The organism is Luteibacter sp. E-22 (assembly GCF_049913125.1).
Lineage (GTDB): Bacteria > Pseudomonadota > Gammaproteobacteria > Xanthomonadales > Rhodanobacteraceae > Luteibacter.
The window spans coordinates 3,551,829-3,572,670 of sequence record NZ_CP183975.1; the positions used below are offsets into that span (position 1 = coordinate 3,551,829).

Annotated in this window: 16 protein-coding genes and 1 pseudogene; 4 read left to right on the forward strand and 13 right to left on the reverse strand. The window is 59.6% G+C overall.

Features of this window, described 5'->3' with window-relative positions:
- Window positions 1-217 precede the first annotated feature (217 nt).
- Window positions 218-1,009: a CPBP family glutamic-type intramembrane protease gene (locus ACN9M2_RS15865; RefSeq protein WP_426285598.1), complete on the forward strand. Its 792-nt coding sequence runs from the start codon at window positions 218-220 to the stop codon at window positions 1,007-1,009.
- On the opposite strand, the gene ACN9M2_RS15870 is transcribed toward ACN9M2_RS15865, so the two are convergent.
- Complete coding sequence (locus ACN9M2_RS15870) at window positions 984-1,880, reverse strand: AraC family transcriptional regulator (protein WP_426285599.1); 897 nt, start codon at window positions 1,878-1,880, stop codon at window positions 984-986. The two genes, ACN9M2_RS15865 and ACN9M2_RS15870, sit on opposite strands and share 26 nt — an antisense overlap.
- A gap of 99 nt (window positions 1,881-1,979) precedes the next feature.
- Between ACN9M2_RS15870 and ACN9M2_RS15875 the strand changes: the two genes are divergently transcribed.
- Window positions 1,980-2,723 carry an SDR family oxidoreductase gene (locus tag ACN9M2_RS15875; protein WP_426285600.1) on the forward strand — a complete coding sequence of 248 codons (744 nt, stop codon included), beginning with the start codon at window positions 1,980-1,982 and terminating at the stop codon, window positions 2,721-2,723.
- Here ACN9M2_RS15875 and ACN9M2_RS15880 read toward each other — a convergent pair.
- The gene (locus tag ACN9M2_RS15880) at window positions 2,710-3,105 is read right to left on the reverse strand and encodes a winged helix-turn-helix transcriptional regulator (protein ID WP_426285601.1); all 396 of its coding nucleotides are present in this window, start codon (window positions 3,103-3,105) and stop codon (window positions 2,710-2,712) included. The genes ACN9M2_RS15875 and ACN9M2_RS15880 overlap by 14 nt on opposite strands.
- Before the next feature lie 50 nt (window positions 3,106-3,155).
- On the opposite strand from ACN9M2_RS15880, the gene ACN9M2_RS15885 reads away from it, so the two are divergent.
- Window positions 3,156-3,752: a hypothetical protein gene (locus ACN9M2_RS15885; protein ID WP_426285602.1), complete on the forward strand. Its 597-nt coding sequence runs from the start codon at window positions 3,156-3,158 to the stop codon at window positions 3,750-3,752.
- A 985-nt stretch (window positions 3,753-4,737) separates the two neighbouring features.
- On the opposite strand, the gene ACN9M2_RS15890 is transcribed toward ACN9M2_RS15885, so the two are convergent.
- From ACN9M2_RS15890 to ACN9M2_RS15935, 10 genes and pseudogenes are all read right to left on the reverse strand, one after another.
- Window positions 4,738-5,034, reverse strand: coding sequence for a hypothetical protein (locus ACN9M2_RS15890; RefSeq protein WP_426285603.1), 297 nt, complete (start codon window positions 5,032-5,034; stop codon window positions 4,738-4,740).
- 44 nt (window positions 5,035-5,078) lie between these two features.
- Window positions 5,079-5,435, reverse strand: a complete 357-nt coding sequence (locus ACN9M2_RS15895) for a hypothetical protein (protein WP_426285604.1) — start codon at window positions 5,433-5,435, stop codon at window positions 5,079-5,081.
- A gap of 264 nt (window positions 5,436-5,699) precedes the next feature.
- On the reverse strand, window positions 5,700-6,128 hold the full coding sequence (locus ACN9M2_RS15900; protein ID WP_426285605.1) for a hypothetical protein: 429 nt from the start codon (window positions 6,126-6,128) through the stop codon (window positions 5,700-5,702).
- A 90-nt stretch (window positions 6,129-6,218) separates the two neighbouring features.
- A pseudogene (locus tag ACN9M2_RS15905) lies at window positions 6,219-6,464 on the reverse strand (transposase); the annotation flags it as partial.
- A gap of 510 nt (window positions 6,465-6,974) precedes the next feature.
- Window positions 6,975-8,192, reverse strand: a complete 1,218-nt coding sequence (locus ACN9M2_RS15910) for an RHS repeat domain-containing protein (RefSeq protein ID WP_426285606.1) — start codon at window positions 8,190-8,192, stop codon at window positions 6,975-6,977.
- Window positions 8,193-8,429: 237 nt separating this feature from the next.
- Complete coding sequence (locus ACN9M2_RS15915; protein ID WP_426285607.1) at window positions 8,430-8,879, reverse strand: hypothetical protein; 450 nt, start codon at window positions 8,877-8,879, stop codon at window positions 8,430-8,432.
- Between the two features lie 550 nt (window positions 8,880-9,429).
- The gene (locus ACN9M2_RS15920) at window positions 9,430-12,219 is read right to left on the reverse strand and encodes an RHS repeat-associated core domain-containing protein (protein ID WP_426285608.1); all 2,790 of its coding nucleotides are present in this window, start codon (window positions 12,217-12,219) and stop codon (window positions 9,430-9,432) included.
- Window positions 12,220-12,224: 5 nt separating this feature from the next.
- Window positions 12,225-13,805, reverse strand: coding sequence for a DUF6531 domain-containing protein (locus ACN9M2_RS15925; RefSeq protein WP_426285609.1), 1,581 nt, complete (start codon window positions 13,803-13,805; stop codon window positions 12,225-12,227).
- 22 nt (window positions 13,806-13,827) lie between these two features.
- A complete protein-coding gene (locus tag ACN9M2_RS15930; RefSeq protein ID WP_426285610.1) occupies window positions 13,828-15,396 on the reverse strand; it encodes an RHS repeat domain-containing protein in 1,569 nt (522 codons plus the stop codon).
- 47 nt (window positions 15,397-15,443) lie between these two features.
- On the reverse strand, window positions 15,444-17,018 hold the full coding sequence (locus tag ACN9M2_RS15935; RefSeq protein WP_426285611.1) for a DUF6531 domain-containing protein: 1,575 nt from the start codon (window positions 17,016-17,018) through the stop codon (window positions 15,444-15,446).
- A 635-nt stretch (window positions 17,019-17,653) separates the two neighbouring features.
- Here ACN9M2_RS15935 and ACN9M2_RS15940 point away from each other — a divergent pair.
- The gene (locus tag ACN9M2_RS15940) at window positions 17,654-17,872 is read left to right on the forward strand and encodes a hypothetical protein (RefSeq protein WP_426285612.1); all 219 of its coding nucleotides are present in this window, start codon (window positions 17,654-17,656) and stop codon (window positions 17,870-17,872) included.
- Window positions 17,873-18,179: 307 nt separating this feature from the next.
- On the opposite strand, the gene ACN9M2_RS15945 is transcribed toward ACN9M2_RS15940, so the two are convergent.
- Window positions 18,180-20,840: an XVIPCD domain-containing protein gene (locus tag ACN9M2_RS15945; protein ID WP_426285613.1), complete on the reverse strand. Its 2,661-nt coding sequence runs from the start codon at window positions 20,838-20,840 to the stop codon at window positions 18,180-18,182.
- Between the last annotated feature and the right edge of the window lie 2 nt (window positions 20,841-20,842).

Genomic DNA, 20,842 nt, shown 5'->3' on the forward strand with positions numbered 1-20,842 from the left:
GATACATGAATAGATACTTTTCCGCAATAACTAATTGTTTCATGTACTTAACTATATGATTTTTTATGTAATGAATAGATTCTTGAATACTTGTCATCATTAGGACAGCGAGGGGCTTCCGAGGCAAGGGATAGAGGATCATTGAATGACCTACGACACACGCCAACCACAGGCCGCCTTCCTAACCTTGAATGCCGCCCTCTGCCGGAGTGCCCGCATGCCGCCCCGCCCCGCCTGGTACGCATGGGCGTACTTCGCCGTCATCGCGATGGCGGCGTTCGGCAGCACGTTCCTGGCAACCGTGGTGGCGGGACGACATTCCGATCCCAGCCTCGCGTGGTTGCTCAAATGCGTGTTGGTGATGGTGTCGGTGGTGTTCCTGACGACGGTCTACCTACGCCGCGATGGCTTGCGCTGGTCGCGCTATGGCGTGTCCCTTGCGTCCCATGCACTGAAACGCTGCGCGCTGGGTCTTGCCTGCGGCTTGGCGCTGTCATTGGCCTGGGTCGCGATCGTGGCGTGTTGGGCACCCTTTCAATGGCAGGTCAATCCCACCTTGCGCTGGGAAGCTGTCGTCACGGGTACCCTTGCTTCGTTTGCGATGGGCATCGCGGAAGAAGTGGGTTACCGGAGTTATGGCATGGAGCGCCTGCGTCAGGATTACGGTCTCATCGCCGCGCTAACGATACCGACGGTCATCTTCGTGCTAGCGCACAAGGCTGGTGGCGTTTCGTGGCTGCCGGCCGTGCTGGTCGTCGGTAGCAGCGGCCTGCTTTATGCCAGCTTGATGTCGATGACACGGAGTCTGCCCTTGGTCGCCGGCTTCCACATCGCGAACAACGTTGCACAGGATGCGCTGCTGAGAACCAGCGACGGATCACTATGGATGCCCGTCTTCCGCGACATGGCGCTCGCCGAGTCGCATGGTCCGGGCATCTGGACGTGCATGGCGCTCCTCAATGTGTCGATCGCCGCGTGGGCGATCAAGCACCGCGCGCATACCGCGTAGGTGGTACTCCCACGTAACGGGTGAACGCCACACTGAACGTGCTCGCCGAGCTATAGCCCACGCGCTCGGCCACCTCCGCGACATTGCCTTCCTTGTTACGCAGCAGGTTCTTCGCCAGGGCCATGCGCCAGGCAAGCAGGTATTCCATCGGCGCGACGCCCACCGCGCGGTTGAAGCGTTCGAAGAACGCCGAGCGCGAGAGTGCCGCCTCTTTCGCCAGCTGCGCCACTGTCCAGGATCGCGTCGGGCTTTCATGCATCCGCCGGATGGCGGTGGCGAGGCGCGTATCGGCGAGTCCACGAAGGAGTCCGGGCGATGCGGATGTGCCCGCCGTGGATCGCAGGGCCTCGATGAAAAGCACTTCGAGAAGCCGCGCCAGGATCACGTCGCGGGCCGGGCGTTGCGCGCGGGACTCTTCGCCCAGGAGCCGCACGAGGGTCGCCAACCGCCACTCGCCACGCACGTGCACGAGCTCCGGCAGGAGCGAGACCAGCAGCGCCGCATCCGGCGAGCCGAAGACGCAATGGCCGACCAGCATGCGCACCTCGGCAGGCACATCCGTATCGCCCAGCCGGTATTCGCCATCGTCCCGCTGGACAGGCACGGCTTCGGCGGTCCCCGGCTCCGGTGGGTCGAGGCTCGTCACCGTGAAGCCGTGTGCCGAGGGAATCAACACGAAATCGCCGTCCTGAACGACGAGCGGCTCGCGGCCATCGATCACCAGACGGCACGACCCGTCCAGGATCACGCAATAGAAAGGCTGTCCGTGTTCCGCGCGGCGCACATGCCAACGACCTGCCCCGCTGCTCACCTTCGAGAGCCGGGCGTCCGGCTGCAGCAGCGAGACCACTTCGGCGAGGGGATCGATCACGGCCGGACTCCTGCAAACGTTTCCTGGACTTTACATCGTATCCAGTCCGGTGGCGGAAGCCTATCGTTCCACCCCTGCACACCCCACAGGAGTTTCTCCATGAAAACCGTCCTTATCACGGGATGCTCGTCCGGCTTCGGTCTCGAGACCGCCCGTTACTTCCTCGATCGCGACTGGAAGGTCATCGCCACCATGCGCACGCCGCGCGAGGACGTCCTGCCGCGCTCCGAGCACCTGCGCGTGATCGCCCTCGACGTCACCGACCCGGAAAGCATCCGCCAGGCCGTGGAGGCGGCGGGACCGATCGACGTGCTGGTCAACAACGCCGGCATCGGCATGCTGAATGCGCTCGAAGGCACGCCGATGGAAACCACGCGGGAGATCTTCGAGACCAATACGCTCGGGACCATCGCCACGACGCAGGCTTTCGTGCCGCAGTTCCGGCAGCGGCAGTCGGGCGTGGTCGTGAACGTCACCTCGACCGTCACCCTGAGGTCGCTACCCCTGCTGTCCGTCTACACCGCGAGCAAGGTGGCGGTGAACGCGTTCACGGAATCGCTGGCACTGGAGCTGGAGCCGTTCAACGTACGCGTGCGGCTGGTGCTGCCGGGACGCGCGCCGGATACGCGCTTCGCCGAAAACGGGCAGACCCGCATGCAGCATGGCTTTCCCGAACCCTATGCCGGCTTCGCGCAGCGCATTTTCGAGGGATGGGCGGAGTCGACCGAGATCACCCGATCCGTGGACGTGGCGGAAGCGGTATGGCGGGCGGCGACCGATCCGTCGAGCCCGATGCGCATCCCGGCGGGAGCCGACGCCGTGCGGTGGGCTAACGAGGCGTGATGGGTGTGCCGCATGCCATGGCGTCGGATCGCGGAAGCACCGACAAGCGTCGCAGGTGGCCCTCGCCCCACAGGCGCACGGATTCGATGATCGGCAGCAGGGTCTGCCCGTAGGGCGTCAGTTGATAGATCACCGGTGCAGGGACCGCACCGGTGGGGGTTCGCACGACGATGCCGTCGGCCTCGAGTTCGCGAAGTTGCTCCGCCAGCACCTTGTGCGAGATGGGCGCGGCACGCCGTTCCAGCCCGGCGAAGTGCAGCTCGCCATGCGCGAGCCAGTACAGGATCGTCAGCTTCCACTTGCCACCGATGGCCGCAAAGGCCGCCGACAAGGGACAGCCTTCGATCGGTGCACGGTTACCTGCAGGTGCCTTCTTGTTCATGGTCCCCTCGCGCTCGCATCCTTCCCGCATCGCACCGACCGGGAAGGACCATGCAAAACACCCTGCGATTCCGCTTCCGCAGTGTGCTACTCATGCTGGCATGGCTGACTATGTACGCGTTAGTGATGCCTGCGCAAGCCGGTTCCGGCGCCGCCCAGTCCGACGGTCAGCACGATTTCGACTGGGAAATCGGCACGTGGAAGACCGAACTGCGCCGGCTGGCCAAGCCACTGTCTGGGTCCAGCGAGTGGGTGGAGTACAGCGGGACCAGCGTGATCCGCAAGGTGCTCGACGGCCAGGCGAATCTGGTCGAACTGCGGGTGGAAGGGCCAGGTGGGCGTATCGAAGGCGTGAGCCTGCGCCTCTACAACCCGCAGGCCAGGCAGTGGAGCCTGAATTACGCGAGCGTGCGTAACGGTGCCATGACGCAGCCGGTGTATGGAAGTTTTCGGGAGGGGCGTGGGGAATTCTTCGGGCAGGACAGCCTCGATGGGCGGGCGATCCTGGTGCGGTTCGTCGTGTCGAAGGTTTCGAATGATTCGGCGCGGTTCGAGCAGGCGTATTCGGTGGATGGGGGGCGTACGTGGGAGACGAATTGGGTCGCGGTGGATGCGCGAATCAAATCGAGCGATCCAGATTCGCAGTAAATCCCGATTCGCCGTACCCGTCCCCCAATACGGCCCAACCTTCGCCATCGAAGACGGAAACAAACGCTGTGATCGGGCGCGAATGTATCTCCGGCCCCGCCACAAGCCACGCGACCGAGTAAGCTCCGAGCATGGTGGCCAGGCTGCGGCGAATAAGCTCGGGATCGACTTCGCGTCCCGAGAACCGTACCCATAGGTGGCCCTCCAGCTCAATCGTCGAGGTGAACACCAATAAACGCGTACTTGGCCCTTGGCAAAGTACGCGCCGGTATTTTTTAAAGTGTCACGCCCCTCGGCCCGAGCGGTCTACAAATCTCTGGGCCGCCCACGCTTGGAGGCAATTGAAAAGCCAAGTGCGGTAATGATTATGCTAACCAAAACAGAATTTGCTGGTAGCAAAGCAAAGAGCATTTCCCCGCTCGAATGCGAACCATCACCTTCAACAAGACGAAGAAAATCAAAAATTGGAAAGCCGACAACGTAGTCCGCCCAGTTAATCCAATCAGCGCATGTATTCGACGCCCCGCATTCAATAGCTCTGGAAAGCCAATATAGAGAAAGACCAAAATGCACGAAAGCGGAAATAAAGAATAGAAGCAATAATTTACGGTTTCGAGTCATTTTTCTCACCAGTAAGCGTTTTTAAAAGTGCCGGGGTTCCAGTGCGAGGGATAAAGCCCTTCGTGCTTTGTGTCATTCCAGTCGACGTGGCTTCCACTAGGATCAAGGATATCGTTAGGAACGGAAGGTAGCAGATGCGGCTTGTGCACTGGCACTCCTCCCTGAGTCAGGGTGTCGTATACGAAGTCAGCACAGTTATTCCTTAAAGCGCTATACGAGCGGCAGGTCCCGGATGACCGATAGGTTCATCTTGCTTCCTTCCTTTATTTCGGAACGCGAGCCGTCGAAGTACCGGCTCCAAGCGCCACGTGCTCGCCCAAAATGTTGCCGGACACATGCACATAAACTCCGCATTCCTTCCAACTCACATCCAGTGTGTTGCCGTGACGGCCACCACCACGCACATGATACAAGTGAGAAAAGCCATCCAAACCCTGCGCCGCAAGGAAAGCCCTTCCGCACCCAGGCCCGGCATCAGCATTGCATTGAATGGATCGCTCAAAGGAGCCTGCTTTCTCCCTGCTCTGTCACGAACGTTGATGCGCATGAGCTTTACAGCACCGGTGGCAGCCCAGAAAAAGCTGGCGAAACCGAGAAGCGCGCTGATCAGGAAAAGTGCTTTAAACATTTGGAGTAACGGCGGAGTTGTGACGAGTGCCACGCCATTTCGGCAGGGCCCAACCGGTTGCTTTCGACATGGGCACTCTAGGCCGGAGCAACCTGCGTAGTAAAAAGTCGATGGGCCACGTACCTGCACACTACTCCCGTTATGAGCATCGATGGCACGAGAAACCACCATGTTTTAAGCAGGAACATGGCGTCTGTCGATGAACGTACAAAGGCCAGCAAAACGCCTAACGGAAGGGAGATTACGGCAAGCGTTCCGGCAGGTGCGACTGCAGGTGAAACGAGAAGGATGCCCAATGCAATGAATGCTGCACGCTTACGATGGTTAGGCCAAGAAGATTTTTTCAGTGGATAGAAAACGAATGCCAATAAGCCGACGCCAAGCACTAGCTCCATGATGGAAATAAAAACAAGAATCAACACAACGGAAAGCATCGGCATAGTCCTATGCAGGAGAGCGCTAGTAGCCATCGTTCGAACCGTATGGCACTCATTTGGCCAAGGCCCAATCAATGCCCCCAATGTAGCCCAGCTTCAATAGGAGCATCAGTGTACACAGGCGGCGAAGCTATCCATGGACCAGAAATGTTGCCGTCCACAGTGCTCCACACTCCGTCAGGTGAATCGGTGCGCAGCCCATGCCGAACAGAGTCCGAAGGCAAGGCAACCGGGAACCCCCGACATACCGATCATCGCGATTTACTGGCGGGGATGAGAGTTTATATTGATGTTCCCATAGAGGTCAGCCCGGAAGCTGATCTTCGCGTCCTTCGGATATGCAACATCAAGATGCGTTGCGTCAACCCACGATATATCCACCGTGATTGCCGAGGGATTGTGTTCGGAGGGGACTTCAAAGACCAGTATCTGAACCGGCTTACCCTCTCCGTCCGCGCGTGCAACATCCACCGTCGTGAAGACGGCCGCCGTTCCCGGTCCGCTGTACTGGGTTGTCTTTGCCACCACGATACTGCTTCCATCGAGGGAACGGAGATCTTTTCGCCAAACCACGGCGGAATCGTCACTGCAACCTGCGAGTGAGACACCCAGCGTCAGGGAAAGAAAGGAGAGCTTCAGAAAACCGGCGAGGAGGGCGTCAATTTTCGGAACTGTCAGCGGACGGTGCATAGGTTTCCCATTTTCTGGTCGTTGTAGCCACGAGTAATGTTGTCTACATTCGATTGGGGAATATGGGGATAGTCTTTGCCCATTTGCTTATTCCTTCAGCCCGTGGTTCTCCATCGCCAAATCCGCGTACATGCGTTTGAGCTTGTTGTGCTCCGCTTCCAGATCGCGCAGACGATGAACATCCGACGCCTCCATGCCACCGTACTTCGATTTCCAGGTGTAGTAGGTCGCCTCGGAAATGCCTAGCTCCCGGCACATGTCCTTGACCTGCCTGCCGCCTTCGACCTGCTTAAGCGTCGCGACGATCTGGCTTTCGGTGAATTTGCTCTTGCGCATCGTGGGTCTCCTTGGGGATATTTTGCCCAGAGACCTCGGTTTATGTCTGGAGTAAGTTTACGGGGGGTCGACAAGTCACTCGGAACTCGCCATTTTTCATGCTGCCCCCTTCCTTTCTTTCGGAATGCGAGCGTTACAGCGCATGACGAAACTATGAATAATGGCGCTGTGTCTTCGATGACTAGAGATTACCGGGCGAATCCTTCTCTACGCGTTTTTCCACCCTTCCCTCCTTGTCGTAGTACTCAACGACCCAGCGTTTTTGCCTCTGGTCAAAGTTTTCCACGAAAAAGATTCGCCCCCATTCAGCAGCCATGGACGTCCCAGCGATTTTGCCATTCCCATCAAGACAGGCTTTGGTGACCCCGGCTTGTCCCCAAGGCCCGTAGGTGGTTTTACCAGGAGGATTGCAGACATATCCGGGCGTGGCGTCCAAAACTGCTCGGTCCTCCTGTCCATGGCAACCTGCGAGAAGAATGGCCAAGGCCAACGTATACCGAAGTGAGAACCTCATTTGTAAGGATCCGACAGGTAGGGGCTGGGTATAGGCATAGGCCGATCAAACGGATCCTGTCCGTTTGACTGGTCCAGCACGTCACGAACAAAAGAATGACAGTAGTTGACTGGCGGTACGAACCGGCCCAGAGGCCTTCCCGGCGAAATCAACCGGTTAACCGATGCTTCGTCTGCACCTGGAACTAGGCGGCATTCCGCGTTTGACCCCCCACTACGATTGCCATGGGGCACTGTCTCAACCCGACTTCCGAGAAAATCGTACTGGTTACCAGCGTTCGCACCGGCTTTCGCTGTTCCCATTCCCGCCTCCTGAGTATCGGTTTTCGGCCAATAGTGATCAATGGGGCCGAACTTGCCTTCAAAGGCGGGATCTCTACAAACCCAAACATCCAGTCCGAGCATATCGGAATGCGCCAGGGGATTGCCCAGGGCATACGCGTAAGTGCTCATTCCTCCCTCGAGTCCAATGGGATCGCTCTGTAGATACCGCCCCGTCCCCGCATCATAGCTGCGATTGAGGTTGTATTTGAGTCCGGCTTCCCCGTCCGCGTACTGGCCTGGCAGCCGGAGGTTCAGTACATAGCCCGTGCTCGAGACCGGCCGGTTCTCGCCAAACGGGTTGGTTGCGTACGGCCAGTTCCAGACGACAGCACCGGCCGACGATGTGACCGCGCGGGGCGAGCCAAGGCCATCCGCCGTGATGAAGCCGAGCGACCCACCATCGGCCACGGCCATCGGGATACCAGCAACGGCAATGTAGTCGCGCCGCGTCGAGCCCGATGCCTCGGAGACCAGTTGGCTCGCCTCGTCGTAGACAAAACGCGTCGTCGTGGCACTAAAGGACTTCGACACTCTCTCGCCAAGCGTGTTGTAGACATAGGTGCCAACCGTCGAACCGTTCTGCTGGACAGCCGTCATGCGGTTTCGGCCATTGTAAACGTAGCCCCACACGACACCGGCCGCCGAGTTGCCAGTCGTGTTGCCGTTAGCGTCATACGTGCGGGTAGCCGCTCCCATGTTCGTGAGCCAGTGCGTGCCTGCCTTGTACTTGTAGGTACCGGTGTAAGCACCCGGGGCGGTCTTACTCAGGCGGTCACCCGTCTGGTTGTAGGCGTAGGCTTCAACGGCATGACCTGCTGCATCATTAACAGCCGTGAGGCGGTAAAGGGGATCGTAGGTATAACTCGCCGTACCGCCGCCCGACTCACTCACCCGGTAATGTTGCCCATCTCGTCGAGCGAAAAGTGGAGTTCGAGGGCCGGGGAGACGATGTCGGTAACCCGGTAGTTGCTGTATCCATTGTGGCTCCCGCTCGGTTTTACTGCTGGGGATGCGACCTGATATTGATTTTTCCGTAGATATCCGCCCGGAAGTTGAGCTTTGCGTTCTTTGGATATGCAATATCAAGATGCGTGGCATCAATCCATGACAAAGAGTCGGAGCACTAGGTCAATTCCCTTCGTGGGGCGCGACCGGTCCCGGATGACCGATTGGGCCACTGGGGCAAGGGTTTCCGGGAAGCTTGCTATAGGTGGCATTTCGTTGGGTGCGTGTGGAAGTGAAGGTCAGGTTGCCCTGACCATCGGGCTTGAGGATGAACCCGATGGGCCCCTTTCCAGGCAGGATGAGCCGGGTGAATATCTCACCGTCAAACACATGCGCCCTTCCCCGGACGTCCACCCCGCAGCCGATGCCCTGCATAATGTATGTCCCATCCGCTCCAATGCCGAAGGTATCGGGTGGCAACGGGTCCTCGTTCTTCGACACCTTCCAGTAGCCGACCATCCAGGGCTCGATACCTGCAGAGGGCGCGGTCGTCCGGGCCGATGCCACTGCATGGCTTGAGCCAAGGACAGAGAGCAGGACAAGGCCCGGCAAACTTATCAATCGACGCTTCATTTCATCCCTTTGGGAGCTGAAGGCTCCTTACTCATATTGCTTGACCTCGACGAATCGCCAACGCTACAGAACCCTCGGGCGAAACGAGCCGCCTGATTCGATCACCGATACCTCAAGCGCAGCTTCCGTCTTCAGTGACAACAGGAGGGGAGCCTCAATATCTGGCGGCAAATCCTTGGTCCACGCGATTGCCCGCCCATCCTTGAGAAAGGCAATCCGCCGCATAGGACTTGGAAGCCCCCTCCGACGCAGAAGCACGGACAAAATCGCACGAACTCCGTTCGACGTATCGATCATTTGAGGTGTGCCGACGGCCTTACCAACGAAAGTCCTCGTGAAAGTCACCCGCTTCCCGTCAACTTCGACTCGTTGTCTTTCAAAACATATCCAAATGGCAGCACCGCCCGTAAGCAGGCAGATCCATGGTGTAGCCGGCCACTCGAGAGAGAATGCCAGACCTGAAACGGCAGCGAGCGAAAAACAGGACGCGATGCGGCCACGATGTGGAATGGAAAAAACAACCACCTGGCTCTCCCCGGATGCAGTCAACTCAGTTCTGTTTCGGCATCGGCGCCGTCGAGGTACCGATACCCAGAGCCGCATGCTCACCCACAATATTGCCCGATACGTGGATATATGCACCACATTCGCTCTTCGTCTCGTAATATCCCCCACCAACGGACAGACCGCCCCACGGGCCCAGGACGGGTAGTCCGACGTTAAATTCGGCAAGCTTGATTGTCGTCGACTCTTCGCCGAGCATTTTCTCGACACCGACGGCGCCGGCGACATAGTTCTCGTTGGTTCCAACAGCAGTCAGACCCGCACCGATGACGCCTGCAGACCAACCATCGTCCGGGTTGTAACCTACCAGCGCAACGCCCTCAGCGCCGACTCTGGCAGGGCCGTTCGTTTCTCCCTCGATAGAACCAAAGACAAACGGTTTGTTGACCTGATGGACCTGACCGCACCACGCTGGGTTCAGCATGCACTGGGAGTCGTCGAGGCCCAATGGGTCGATGAGCGCCAGCGGGTTGCCTTCGACATATCCATAGGTGCTCGGTCCGGCAGCAAGGCCGACCGGATCGCTCTCAAGATACCGCCCCGTTGCCGCATCGAAGCTGCGATTGAGATTGTATTTCAGTCCGGCTTCCCCGTCTGCGTACTGGCCTGGCAGCCGTAGGTTCAGCACATAGCCCGTGCTTGAAACCGGCCGGTTCTCGCCAAACGGATTGGTCGCATACGGCCAGGTCCAGACAACAGCACCGGTCGACGACGTCACCGCGCGAGGCGAGCCGAGGCCGTCCGCCGTAATGAAGCCGAGGGAAGCACCATCAGCCACGGCCAGCGGGATGCCGGCAACGGCTATGTAGTCGCGCTGCGTCGAGCCCGATACCTCGGAGATTAGTTGGCTCGCTTGGTCGTAGACAAAACGCGTGGTCGTCGAGCCATGGCTCTTGGACACTCGCTCGTTCATGGCGTTGTACACGTAGGTGCCAACGGTCGCGCCATTTTGTGTAATCGCCGTCATCCGATTCCGGCCGTTGTATCCGTAGCCCCACACTGTGCCCGCCGCCGAGTTGCCTGTCGTGTTGCCATTGGCGTCATACGTGCGGGTGGCCGTGCCCATATTGGTCAGCCAGTGCGTGCCAGCCTTGTACTTGTACGTCCCCGTGTAGGCCCCCGGCGCCGTCTTGCTCAGGCGGTCCCCGGTGGGGTTGTACGTGTAGGCCTCGACTGCCGTACCGGTCGCGTTCCTGACGGAAGTCAGCCGGTAGAGCGGGTCGTAGAGGTAGCTCGCCGTGCCGCCACCCGACTCGCTCACCCCCGTGATGTTGCCCATCTCGTCGAGCGAGAAATGGAGCTCGAGGGCCGGGGAAACGATGTCGGTGACTCGGTAGTTGCTGTCGTAGGTGCGGGTGACGGTCTGGCCGTTGCCGAGGGTATAGGCCTGCATGGGACCAAACGGCAACCAGGTGATGTTCGAGGCAACTGTTTGCGCCGCGCCTGACGCCGGCGTCACCGTCACACCGGTAACCTGCCCGAGGCTGTTTCGGGTGTAAGCCACCACGGCGCCGCCAGGCCGGGTCTCGCTCTGGACACGGTTGGCCGGCGTATAGGCGTAGTGCATGGCGTCCGTGACGGTGCCCTGCGTCTGGCGCTTGTCGGTCACGTTGCCACGAGCGTCGTAGCAGTAGCTCGTGGTCACCCCGTTTTCGACGACCCGGGTCAGGTGGCCCACGGGTGACGAGGCAGCACACCCGGTCATCGTGCTGGCCTCGTCGTAGAAGTAGGCCACGTTGAGGCTGGCATCGGCGTAGGTCGCCGACGTCACCCGGTTCAACGCGTCGTAGGCATAGGTCGTGACGATCCCCCTCGCGTCGGTCTTCGTGATGCGGTTGCCTGCCGCATCGACCGTAAACAGGGTCGTTCCCGTATCCGGACTGTGGATGCCGGTCAGATCCCCCAATCCGTTGTGATCGTAGACCGTACTGAGACCCGACGGGTCGCTGATCCCGGCCACGTTGTCGCTGGCGTCGTACTGGGAAACCGTCTGGGCGTTGGCAGTCGCCGTGTTCGTTCCGTTGTAGTCGTTGATGGTGCTGACCAGACGGCCGAGCGCATCGTATCCTTGCTTCTGCTGCACGCCCTTGGCATCCCGCGCGTGCACCGGTTTGCCTTCGGCGTCGTAGCCGTCGGCGGTGTCAAACGACAGCACCGTGCGGTTCAAGGCATCCGTGACGGTCAGCAACTGGCTCAGGCTGTTGAACGAACGCGACACCTTTCGGCGGACCGCACCCGAGGCATCGAAGGTCTCTTCCTTGGTCCGGTTGCCTGCCGCGTCCAGGGTGTAGTGGATGCGGTTCCCGGCCTCGTCCGTGATATCGGTCAGACGACTGGCATCGTCGAAGGTGTAGTTGAGTACGACCCCGTCGGCGTCCTTGGTCTGGGTGACATTGCCCACGGCATCGTAGGTCAAGGTCGTCACCGCCGCTGCCCCGTTGGCGTTGACGGTTGTCGTCTGCAACCATCCCTCCGGCGTGTACGTGAGAAGCGTCACGACGCCGTTGGCATCGGTCACCTTGCCGGGGTTGCCGTAGAGATCGTAGTTCTCGTACTTCGTCACCTGCCCCATGGCGTTCGTGACCGTGAACAAGCGCCCCTGGTCGTCATAGGCATAGTGAGTCACGTCAGTGACGTCCGTACGCGGGCCGTCGACAGTCTCAACCAGCCCCTTGGCGTTATAGGTCGCGGTCGACGCACGATCAGCGGTCGCCGCGTGACTCATGGCCGCAACAAGGGCCAGGGCCAGCGGGGTCCAGCGAAGCTTGGTCTTCATGATGCTCACTCCTTGACCGAATGAATGGTGGTCGACAGCAGGTGGCCCTGCACGTCATAGCTGTAGGTGGTCTGGCGGTCCGGCGTGGTGACCGTTTTCGGGCGAAAACTGGTGCCATCCCAGGTCGTGGTGGTCTGGCGCTCGTCCGGGGTGCCCTTCGCTTCTGTCCGGGACGTCTCCCGCCCTTCGTCGTCATAGACAAACGCCGTCACCTGACCGAGCGCATTGGTCCGGGCCGCCATCTGGCCGGCATCGGTGTAAGTAAAAGTGGAATTGGCCGCCGGACAGCCTGCGACCGCCTCGCCATGGATGGCACTGATGCGCTTGCCGCCATTGACTAATTGGTATTCGTAGGTCACCGGGTGACCCAGCGCGTTGCTGACGGTGGTCGTGCCATCCGCCCCGTAGACCACCGTCACCTTGCCGGCAGCCAGCGGCATCGAGCTCGACACCGCCCGGTTCTGTGCGTCATAGGTCCACGTGGCAATGCGCACACCGCGCTCGTCGATGAGCCCGGTCATGGAATTCGTGTTGACGGTATCCTCGTAGAGGTATTGGCGGGTTGTCGTGTGCCCGTCCTTTTTCCGGGCCACCTTCGACAGACGGTTTGAACTGTCGAACGTGTAGGAAACGGTCAGTCCACCAACCGTCGCCGAGCCGAGGCGGTTGAACGCGTAGTTGACCACCAGACTGTGCCCGAGGTCGTCCGTCATCGTCGTCGTAGAAGCAAAGGGATTGCTGGCACTGCGCACGAAGGTGACGAAGCGTCCGGAGGGATACCTGATACCGGACAACGTGCCGGCCATCGTGTAGCTATAGACAGTTGTATCCGGGGACGTATACGACCACACGCCTGCGGTGTAGGTCAGTGTCCCGCGCTCGCCAGGCTCCCCTGCATACAGGTCACCCGAGCGTTTGAAGAGCGAGATGTGGCCATCCGGAAAAACAACCGCAGCACCGTCCCTGTCAAACCAGATTTGGCTGTCGGCCTCCATCGTCCAGCCGCCGACGCGGCTGTTGTAGACGCGTGCAAGGACCAGCACCCCATCTCGATCGGTGTAGTCAACCTCGCGCTCGTAGACATTACCCCCGGCCGGGTTGATGGGATCACCAACAAAGCACATGCCGGCTACAGTCGCCGAAACGTCGCCAGTTTCCATGCGATCGAGTTCATCGTCCTTCTTCTCGCATGCTCCCGTCGCCTGGTTATAAGACGTTCCATCGCCACAGTTATTTCCCAAGCGCGTTACACCATGCGCGAAAAGAGCGACGTTGATGGTATCGCCAGGAGTCTGCTGCCATGCGATGTAACAATTATACCCAGCAGCCCTGGGCGACTCGTAGACCAAGACGGGCGCTGTATATGGCGGCGGAAATGGGTAACCTGGAAATGGACTCCCCTGTTGAACGTCATTGGCGTATGCCGTTTGGCATGCCGCATCAGCCGAAGGGTACTGCACTGCATCGGGGTCGCTCGTGCCGCCATCGATGACGTAGTAATAGCTCGCAAATACCGGCTGTACAGCCGCTATCAAGGCGATCGCCAGTGACGCCCTTGCCAAAAATCCACCATTCTTCTGTTTCATGAATTTGGCATCCGATAGATTGTTAGTGGCTAGCGGACGTCACGACCGAAATCGTCCGCCCTTCCGCGTCGTAGCTGTAGGTCTTCACACGGTCGGGGGTGGTCACCGTCTTCGGCCGGAAGCTGGTGCCATCCCACGTCGTGGTGACCGTCCGCTCGGCATTGGTCCCCTTCCCCTCAGTGCGCGAGGTCTCCCGCCCCCTGGCGTCATAGACAAACGCCGTCTTGCTGCCCACGGCGTCGGTGCGGCTATCGAGTTGGCCGTTCGCCGTGTAGATGAACGTCGAGTTCGATGCGGGACATCCGGCCACTGGCTCACCTTCGATGGCAGTGATGCGCTTGGCGCCCTGGACTATGTCGAAGCGGTACACCACCGGATGTCCGAGCGGATTGGTTACCGTCGTCGAGCTATCGGTGTCGTAGGCGAATGCAAAAGCGCCCTTTCCGCCGGCCATCGCCGCAGACACCGCCCGTCCATTCGAGTCATACGCCCAGGTACTCACCCTGATGCCCCGCTCGTCAACGATGCCGGTCAGCAACTTGGGTTGGCTCGAGTCTTCGTAAAGGTAACTGCGGGTCGTCGCGTGCCCGGGCCAGGTCTTCTTGACACCCGTCAACCGGAAGGACGCATCGACGGTGTAGGTAATCGTCAAGTTTCCTGCGACAAGCGAAGACGGCCATCCATAATGGGTGGTGTAGACCATTTGGTGTCCGAGCGAGTCCGTTACCGTCATGACAATGTCATAAGTCGGCGTGGTGCTGTAAGCGATAGTGATGGCACGGCCGTCAGGCCTCTGCCAGCGAATGAGCCGTCCTTGCAGATCGAATCTCATCTGATCGTTGAACCGAGACGTGTAGACCCATTCACTAACGTTTTTCACCAGCGTGCCAAGCTCACCACCTTCCGGTACAAGCGACCCGTTCTTCGCAATGAAGAGAGCTGTGCGACCATCTTCGAATGAAACTACAGCGCCGCGGAAATCGGCGTCCGTATCGGCATATACGCGTGTACTGAGGGTGGTGGACCAGCCGGCACCACTGCCACTGTTATAGCTTCGAGAGAAACGAAGTTCTCCGTCGCGATCTTCGTAGTCTGTTTCGGATTCGAACACATTTCCGTTTGCCGGATTGACCGGATCACCGCAGGAAACGAACCCGACATTGGCCGGACTGGCTGGATCGCCGAGCTCCTTGCGATCTTGCTCTTTGTCCGGTGACTCGCAATAGCCAGACATCGGATTGTAAACCTGCTCGGCTGTGCAATCGTCACCATTCCTGTAAATGACGTGGCCATATTCGTACGTTCCACCCGATTTCGAGTTGGTCCAAAGGACGTCACATCCCCAGATTTCCACTTTTGGCGGATACGCATAGGAAACGTAAGCGTCCTTATAAGGAAGGGGCGTATCTGCGTCCTCACCTGGCGGTGGACCCGCCATATCATTCGCGTATGCGACATGACATGCTTCGTCTGGTGTGGCGTAATGGATCGTCGCAGGGTCTGATCCGTCCTTGTCGAGGGTGTAGTAATACTCACCTGCCATTGCGCCTGTGCTGAAAACCAAGCCAGCCAGGAAAAAGAGAATTCTCATGCGCCACTCCATCGTCTTGCACTTCTAAGTCCTATTACGGCGCCGTGCTACTGCGCCCGCGCGACCACGCTTGTCGAAGTGAGCCGGCCCTGCGTGTCGTAGGTGTAGGTCGTTACGCGGTCAGGCGTCGTGACCGTCTTGGGTCTGAAACTTGTCCCATCCCACGTGGTGGTTGTCACGCGCTCCTGGGCGGTACCCTTGGCTTCGGTTTTTGCCGTGATTCGCCCCTGCGTGTCATAGCTAAATGCCGTCACATGCCCCAGCGCATCGGTCTTCGTCGCAATCTGGCCCCGTGCATCGTATGTGAACGAGGAATTGCTGATGGGACATCCAGGAACGGGTTCACCCTGGACGTGGCTCATGCGCCTGGTGCCGGCTTTCACCGTATAGGTGTAAGTCACGACATGCCCGAGGGCATTGATCACCTTGGTCGTTGTATCGTCCACATAGGTGATGGTGATCTTGTCCGTTCCACCTGCATGCTCGCTCGAGATGGCCCTTCCCTGGTCGTCATAAGACCACGAGGCAAAACGGACGCCGCGCTCGTCGATGAGTCCGGTCATCAGCGCAGGGTTGTCTGGGACTTCGTAGAGATAGGTTCGGGTGGCGGTTTTGCTGCCAAAGGTGCGAGTCGCGGAGACGAGCTGTCCCAAAGGACCATAGGTGTACGCAACACTGAGCCCGGTGGTCTTGAGGCTAGCCAGGGGGCCCGACATGTCCTCGACCCAAGTCAATACGTGACCCTGGGAGTCCTTGACCGTGACCTGGGGATTGAAATTAGCGTCGTAACCATGCGTAAGGCTGGTCGTTCGTCCATCAGCCAACTTCACCGCGATAAGTTGGCCCGAGCCATCAAATGTCAGCACACGATTGTCGGGGCCGGCATAGGTCCAGTTGGAGCCCGCGCGCGAAAGAATGCCCCGTTCGCTTGGCTCACTCGAGATGGTCGCGCCCTGGATGGCAAAGAGCGATGAGCGGCCATCGTCGAACGTCAGAGTCGCCGACGAATCACCGACCGTCAGGGTATCGCTGTAAGTGTGTCCCCATGTACCAAGCAAGCCGTTATAGAAGCGCTCGAATACCAGTTCACCGTTTTCGTCCTGGAAGTCCACCTCACGCTCGAACTTGTTGCCAATGGCCGCGTTGATGGGATTGCCCTGGCAATCATTCGGGTCGTTGTTCGGATTGTTGTTGGGATCGCCCAACTGGCGCCGTCGATTGAACTCGTCCAGTGATTCGCACTGCCCCGCTTGCGGATCGAACACTTCAAGGTTCGGGCAGGAGTCGCCCTGTAGTTGGATAAAGTGAGGGATATGGTCGAACGACCAGGAGCTCCCATCAATGGTGTACGTAAAGCTCTGATAGCAATCGTAGAAAAACTTCGGTCCCGACTGGGGCTCCACCTTCGGAGGTGTATAGGCGAGAAGGACCCGGCTCGGATTACCCGCGAATTGTTCCTTGTCCTTCTCGTAGCCTGCCCGGCATGCCGCATCGGCAGTTCCATAGTGGACGGAGTCGTTCGGTGGTGGAAGCGTCCGCGGGTCGAGGGCGAACCAGTAATCCTCCGCCGAAGCCGTACCAGCCAAAAGGGCCAGCCCCATCATTCCGAACAAAGTCTTCATATCATTCCATGAAGCGGTGTGTTGATACGTCCGAGCGACTTCACGGCTGACAGGCGCGTTTCAAAAGGATGGTGGGGCAAGGGATGCCGCCTGCATCGGGCGTCCATGGCAGGCCAAAGGGCACTACAAGAGTGCATCTCAAAAAGTGCGTGGCGGTGCTGGACTGCCGTCTCCGGAAAGACCCGGCGTCGGAACCGTTGAGAGCGCTCACACGACGACATGGCGGAAGCGTCGAAGCAGACGGTGCCATTGTCCGACGGTGCCGTTGTCCCTAGCGGATAAACCATACCTTCCCTGGCGTCGAATTGTCGGCGGCGAGCTTTGCTCAACTGAAACCTGGTAAACCGTGACGAGAATCACGAATCTATTCATTCATCTAAGCAGTAAGCCAGCGACTTCGATAACCGGCACATATGCGTAACGAAGCAGCATCGTACGCGTACGTGAGAAGAACGAGAGGCGCCTTCCACTGCGAAGGATCGTAAATTAAGTCACGCGCATGCCCTGTAGGCCTCACGCTCTAATTTCTGTAGGGGTTCCCCTACAGGCTTTCTTACCCGACGCCGTCAGGTCGACAAGTGCCGCGAGGGTAGCCATTAGAATGTCTGAAAAGCAGAGAGGGATTCTTCCCCGTCATGCCTGTCGTTCACGACGGCATCCCGGGGTTGCTGGCGATACCTGATTCGATCAGCGAGAAGCGCTTCTACGAGATCGCCGGAGGCGACATTTGGCCGCCGACCATGCGCTCCATGCCAAAGAGCCGCCCCGACCTAAAGTCGAGGCGGTTCTTTGTTCATGCCCCAGAATCCTCGTCAGCGGATTCACCGATGCTCACGGCTGCCGCCTTTGCCTGATCAGGTACAGGCAAGGAACTCACATTATTGGGCGATGGGGGAAGACTAGGCTTCCGCTTAGGTTGCTCCGGCGACGGGCGGCGCAGCCGTGGTCCCAAATCCCTGTACGTCCGATCGTTGACGATCTCCAGGTCACGCAACAGTTGCTGGTCGTAAAGAGGGTCGGGGGTGGGTGGCTTGTGGACCGGGATAAGCGAGGAATGGCGCGCGCCCTCATCGTCCTCGTGGTCGTCTTCCTTTCGCATGTTCTCTCCATGGTTGCTGGTATTTCGGAGACGAACGCCGACCTGCGTTCGCCTCCCTGGCATTACAGCCGCATGACGGGCCCGCTCATGGATTGCGCCTGGCTCTCGGCTTGAGCGCGCTCCAACGATTGCTGTTGGGTCTGTGCCAATGCCTGCTCATGCCCCTGGAACTGCTGCATGGCTTCAGGCCACTTCGCCCCGCTTTGTTCCATCGGCGTGCTCGCTTCCGCGGTCGGCACCTTCGTGGTCAGGTCGAAGACGTGGTCCTTGCGTCCGGCCGGGGTTTGCGAGGCCCACATCGCCTGCCCATCGGCGGATAGGGCGATCCGGTCGACGTGACTGAGGCCGTCGGCACGTGCCTGCACGGTCAGTGCCGATGCGATGTTGTCGGTGTGATGATCCGGGGAACGGTTGAGGCTCCTGTCCAGTTCGACCACGTGTCCCCGGATTTCCTTGAAGAAGGCGTGGTCGGGATGGTTGGGATCGTCCAGACGTGCAGGCAACGCGGGGGCGACGTGCGGATGAGCCAGGGCCACGGTGTCTACGCCCTTCTTCAGGCCCTGGGCGACGCGCTCCGAAGCGTCCAGTTCCTCTCGCAGGTTCTCGTCCGCGGAGCGGCTTCCAAGAAGCGTGTCACGGGACCACTCCCGGTCACGGCCGTGCCTATAGGTGTGGCCGTCCGACGCGAGGATCTGGTCGGCGGGCCTCGCCACGGCATGGGCGACGGCCTCGGGCATGGGCCCATGCCGATCCCACCCTTCCCGCTCGTAGGCGAGCTGATAGCGCTGGGCGACACCGAGCGACGACTCCGAGACGTTCTGCTGGATCGTGCTTTCGGCAAGACGATTCAGTTCCGCCGCCCGCTGGGGATTGGCTACCTCCACGTGGGATCGGGTCATGCCGTGCTCGAGCCGCTGGTCCGTAACCTGCCGGGTCCACTGGTGCGTTTGCACCTGGTGAGTCCAGGGCGCTTCGCGGAGACTGGGCGTGTCGGTCGGCGACGCCGGCTGGACGAAGGGATCGCGTGTCGGGTACTCGTTACCCAAGGCCAACTCAACCGCCGTATTGCTGGCCTGGTACGACAACTGGCTGGACAGGGCGGCATCCGCGACCAGTCGCTGGCCGCGCGGATGATCCGGCAGGGGCGGAACGTCGATCGTCCATCCCTGCCGGTCGTCGTGGTGCCAAGTGTTGCCTTGCGAATCGTCTTGATTGCGGATGCGGTACTGATCATAGGCATCGGCGATCTTGTCGCCCGCGACGAAGCCGGCGACCCCGCCGATGGCACCGGTGACGAACATGCCTGGGCCGGATTCAATGCCGACGGCTGCGCCGGCCGCCATGAGAGATTGTGCTCCCGCCCAGCCGGCGGCGTTACGACTGAGGGCATGCACGAGGTGAGAGTCTGCAGCCGTGATGTTTCCGTCACGGTCGTCATTCCAGACAGTTACGCCAGTTTGAAGAACATCCGCCGCGGTCCCAGCAACGCCAACCCATCGAAGCGCAGTAGTCCCCATAGGTTGTGGTCGTCCGGCCGCCCGCAGGTCACCGGATGACCCTGTCTCGGGCCTGGATGGCGCCACGATATCCACTCCAGGGCTTCCATCGACATAAGCCAGACCTTTGAGCAACGTCGGATCGGCTGGCAGCGGCCCATGTGGTGCCGGACCTGCATGCTCGATGTGACGGGGCGCGAGCCGCTCGTTCGTGCCGCTGGCTTCGCCACGCGTGGCTTCCCGCGGATCGAACCGAAACACATCCACACCCTTGTTCGAGTGATGAATGACGTTCATGCGCTGGTCCGTCGGAACGGCTTCCCTCAGAAGATACGGCTCATCACGAAGCGCATTGCAGTAGTCGCGCATGAGGTTGCCGCAGCGGATCGACCCGCCGTCACGGAGATAGCCACCTCCCACATCCGAATGGGCCCCAGGGACCATGATGTTGAGGAAGCGGCCGTCTGCCGATCGACCCGGCAGAATGATCTGGTCGGAAGGGAACGCCATGCGACGTTCGTCGGCGGCGGTGATTTGGAGGCCGGAGACGACCGATGGTGGTAGGCGGCGGTCGAAGTTCATCGGGGCGCCGGTGGCTACCGGGTCGAATAGGCCCACCGTCTGAATGACCTGCCCAGGAGGGGCGATATATCTCTCGTATTCAATGACGCCATTGGGGTTTCGAACGCCGCTGTCGAGGTCGGGTATCCCTCTTTCGTGCACCAAGCGGGTGAACCCGGCGACTTGACTTGCACCGCGACTAAAGCCTATCCCATGTACGCGGATAACCGCATCCGGATCAAGCGAACTCCAATAGTTTGCTTGTTCAACGAACTTTTCATAGGCACCGTTGATGTTGTCTTCATACGTGAACCCAGTAGCGGAGTCGGTCGTGGCGGTAAGCCAATCCGCCTGAGTACCCGGGCCCACAACGTAGTGCGAATAGACTTGACCGTCCGAGAAACGATTACTTTCTCGAACTTGATCGCTTATCTTCGCGACGTTTGTGGCATGTAATGGCTTCGAGAACTTGTTGTTCCCAGTTCCGTCAAAAGAGACCATGAAGATCTTCTCATGGGGATTGGCGGCGTGAGCCAGAACGGGCACCTTGAATGATCTGAGCGAATCAGCCGCATCCTTATAGAGCGCCATGTGCCTTTGGCCCATCAACTCATGCCCGGCGCGATCGTCGGGAGCACCATCAATACTTGTACGAATATCTGTCATCT

What these genes read in the sequence shown, in the direction of transcription:
- ACN9M2_RS15925 (WP_426285609.1), bottom strand. Translation starts at nt 13,805, where the DNA reads ATGAAACAGAAGAATGGTGGATTTTTGGCAAGGGCGTCACTGGCGATC.
- ACN9M2_RS15885 (WP_426285602.1), top strand. Translation starts at nt 3,156, where the DNA reads ATGCAAAACACCCTGCGATTCCGCTTCCGCAGTGTGCTACTCATGCTG.
- ACN9M2_RS15945 (WP_426285613.1), bottom strand. Translation starts at nt 20,840, where the DNA reads ATGACAGATATTCGTACAAGTATTGATGGTGCTCCCGACGATCGCGCC.
- ACN9M2_RS15915 (WP_426285607.1), bottom strand. Translation starts at nt 8,879, where the DNA reads ATGAAGCGTCGATTGATAAGTTTGCCGGGCCTTGTCCTGCTCTCTGTC.
- ACN9M2_RS15900 (WP_426285605.1), bottom strand. Translation starts at nt 6,128, where the DNA reads ATGCACCGTCCGCTGACAGTTCCGAAAATTGACGCCCTCCTCGCCGGT.
- ACN9M2_RS15875 (WP_426285600.1), top strand. Translation starts at nt 1,980, where the DNA reads ATGAAAACCGTCCTTATCACGGGATGCTCGTCCGGCTTCGGTCTCGAG.
- ACN9M2_RS15940 (WP_426285612.1), top strand. Translation starts at nt 17,654, where the DNA reads ATGCCTGTCGTTCACGACGGCATCCCGGGGTTGCTGGCGATACCTGAT.
- ACN9M2_RS15895 (WP_426285604.1), bottom strand. Translation starts at nt 5,435, where the DNA reads ATGCTTTCCGTTGTGTTGATTCTTGTTTTTATTTCCATCATGGAGCTA.
- ACN9M2_RS15935 (WP_426285611.1), bottom strand. Translation starts at nt 17,018, where the DNA reads ATGAAGACTTTGTTCGGAATGATGGGGCTGGCCCTTTTGGCTGGTACG.
- ACN9M2_RS15920 (WP_426285608.1), bottom strand. Translation starts at nt 12,219, where the DNA reads ATGAAGACCAAGCTTCGCTGGACCCCGCTGGCCCTGGCCCTTGTTGCG.
- ACN9M2_RS15865 (WP_426285598.1), top strand. Translation starts at nt 218, where the DNA reads ATGCCGCCCCGCCCCGCCTGGTACGCATGGGCGTACTTCGCCGTCATC.
- ACN9M2_RS15930 (WP_426285610.1), bottom strand. Translation starts at nt 15,396, where the DNA reads ATGAGAATTCTCTTTTTCCTGGCTGGCTTGGTTTTCAGCACAGGCGCA.
- ACN9M2_RS15880 (WP_426285601.1), bottom strand. Translation starts at nt 3,105, where the DNA reads ATGAACAAGAAGGCACCTGCAGGTAACCGTGCACCGATCGAAGGCTGT.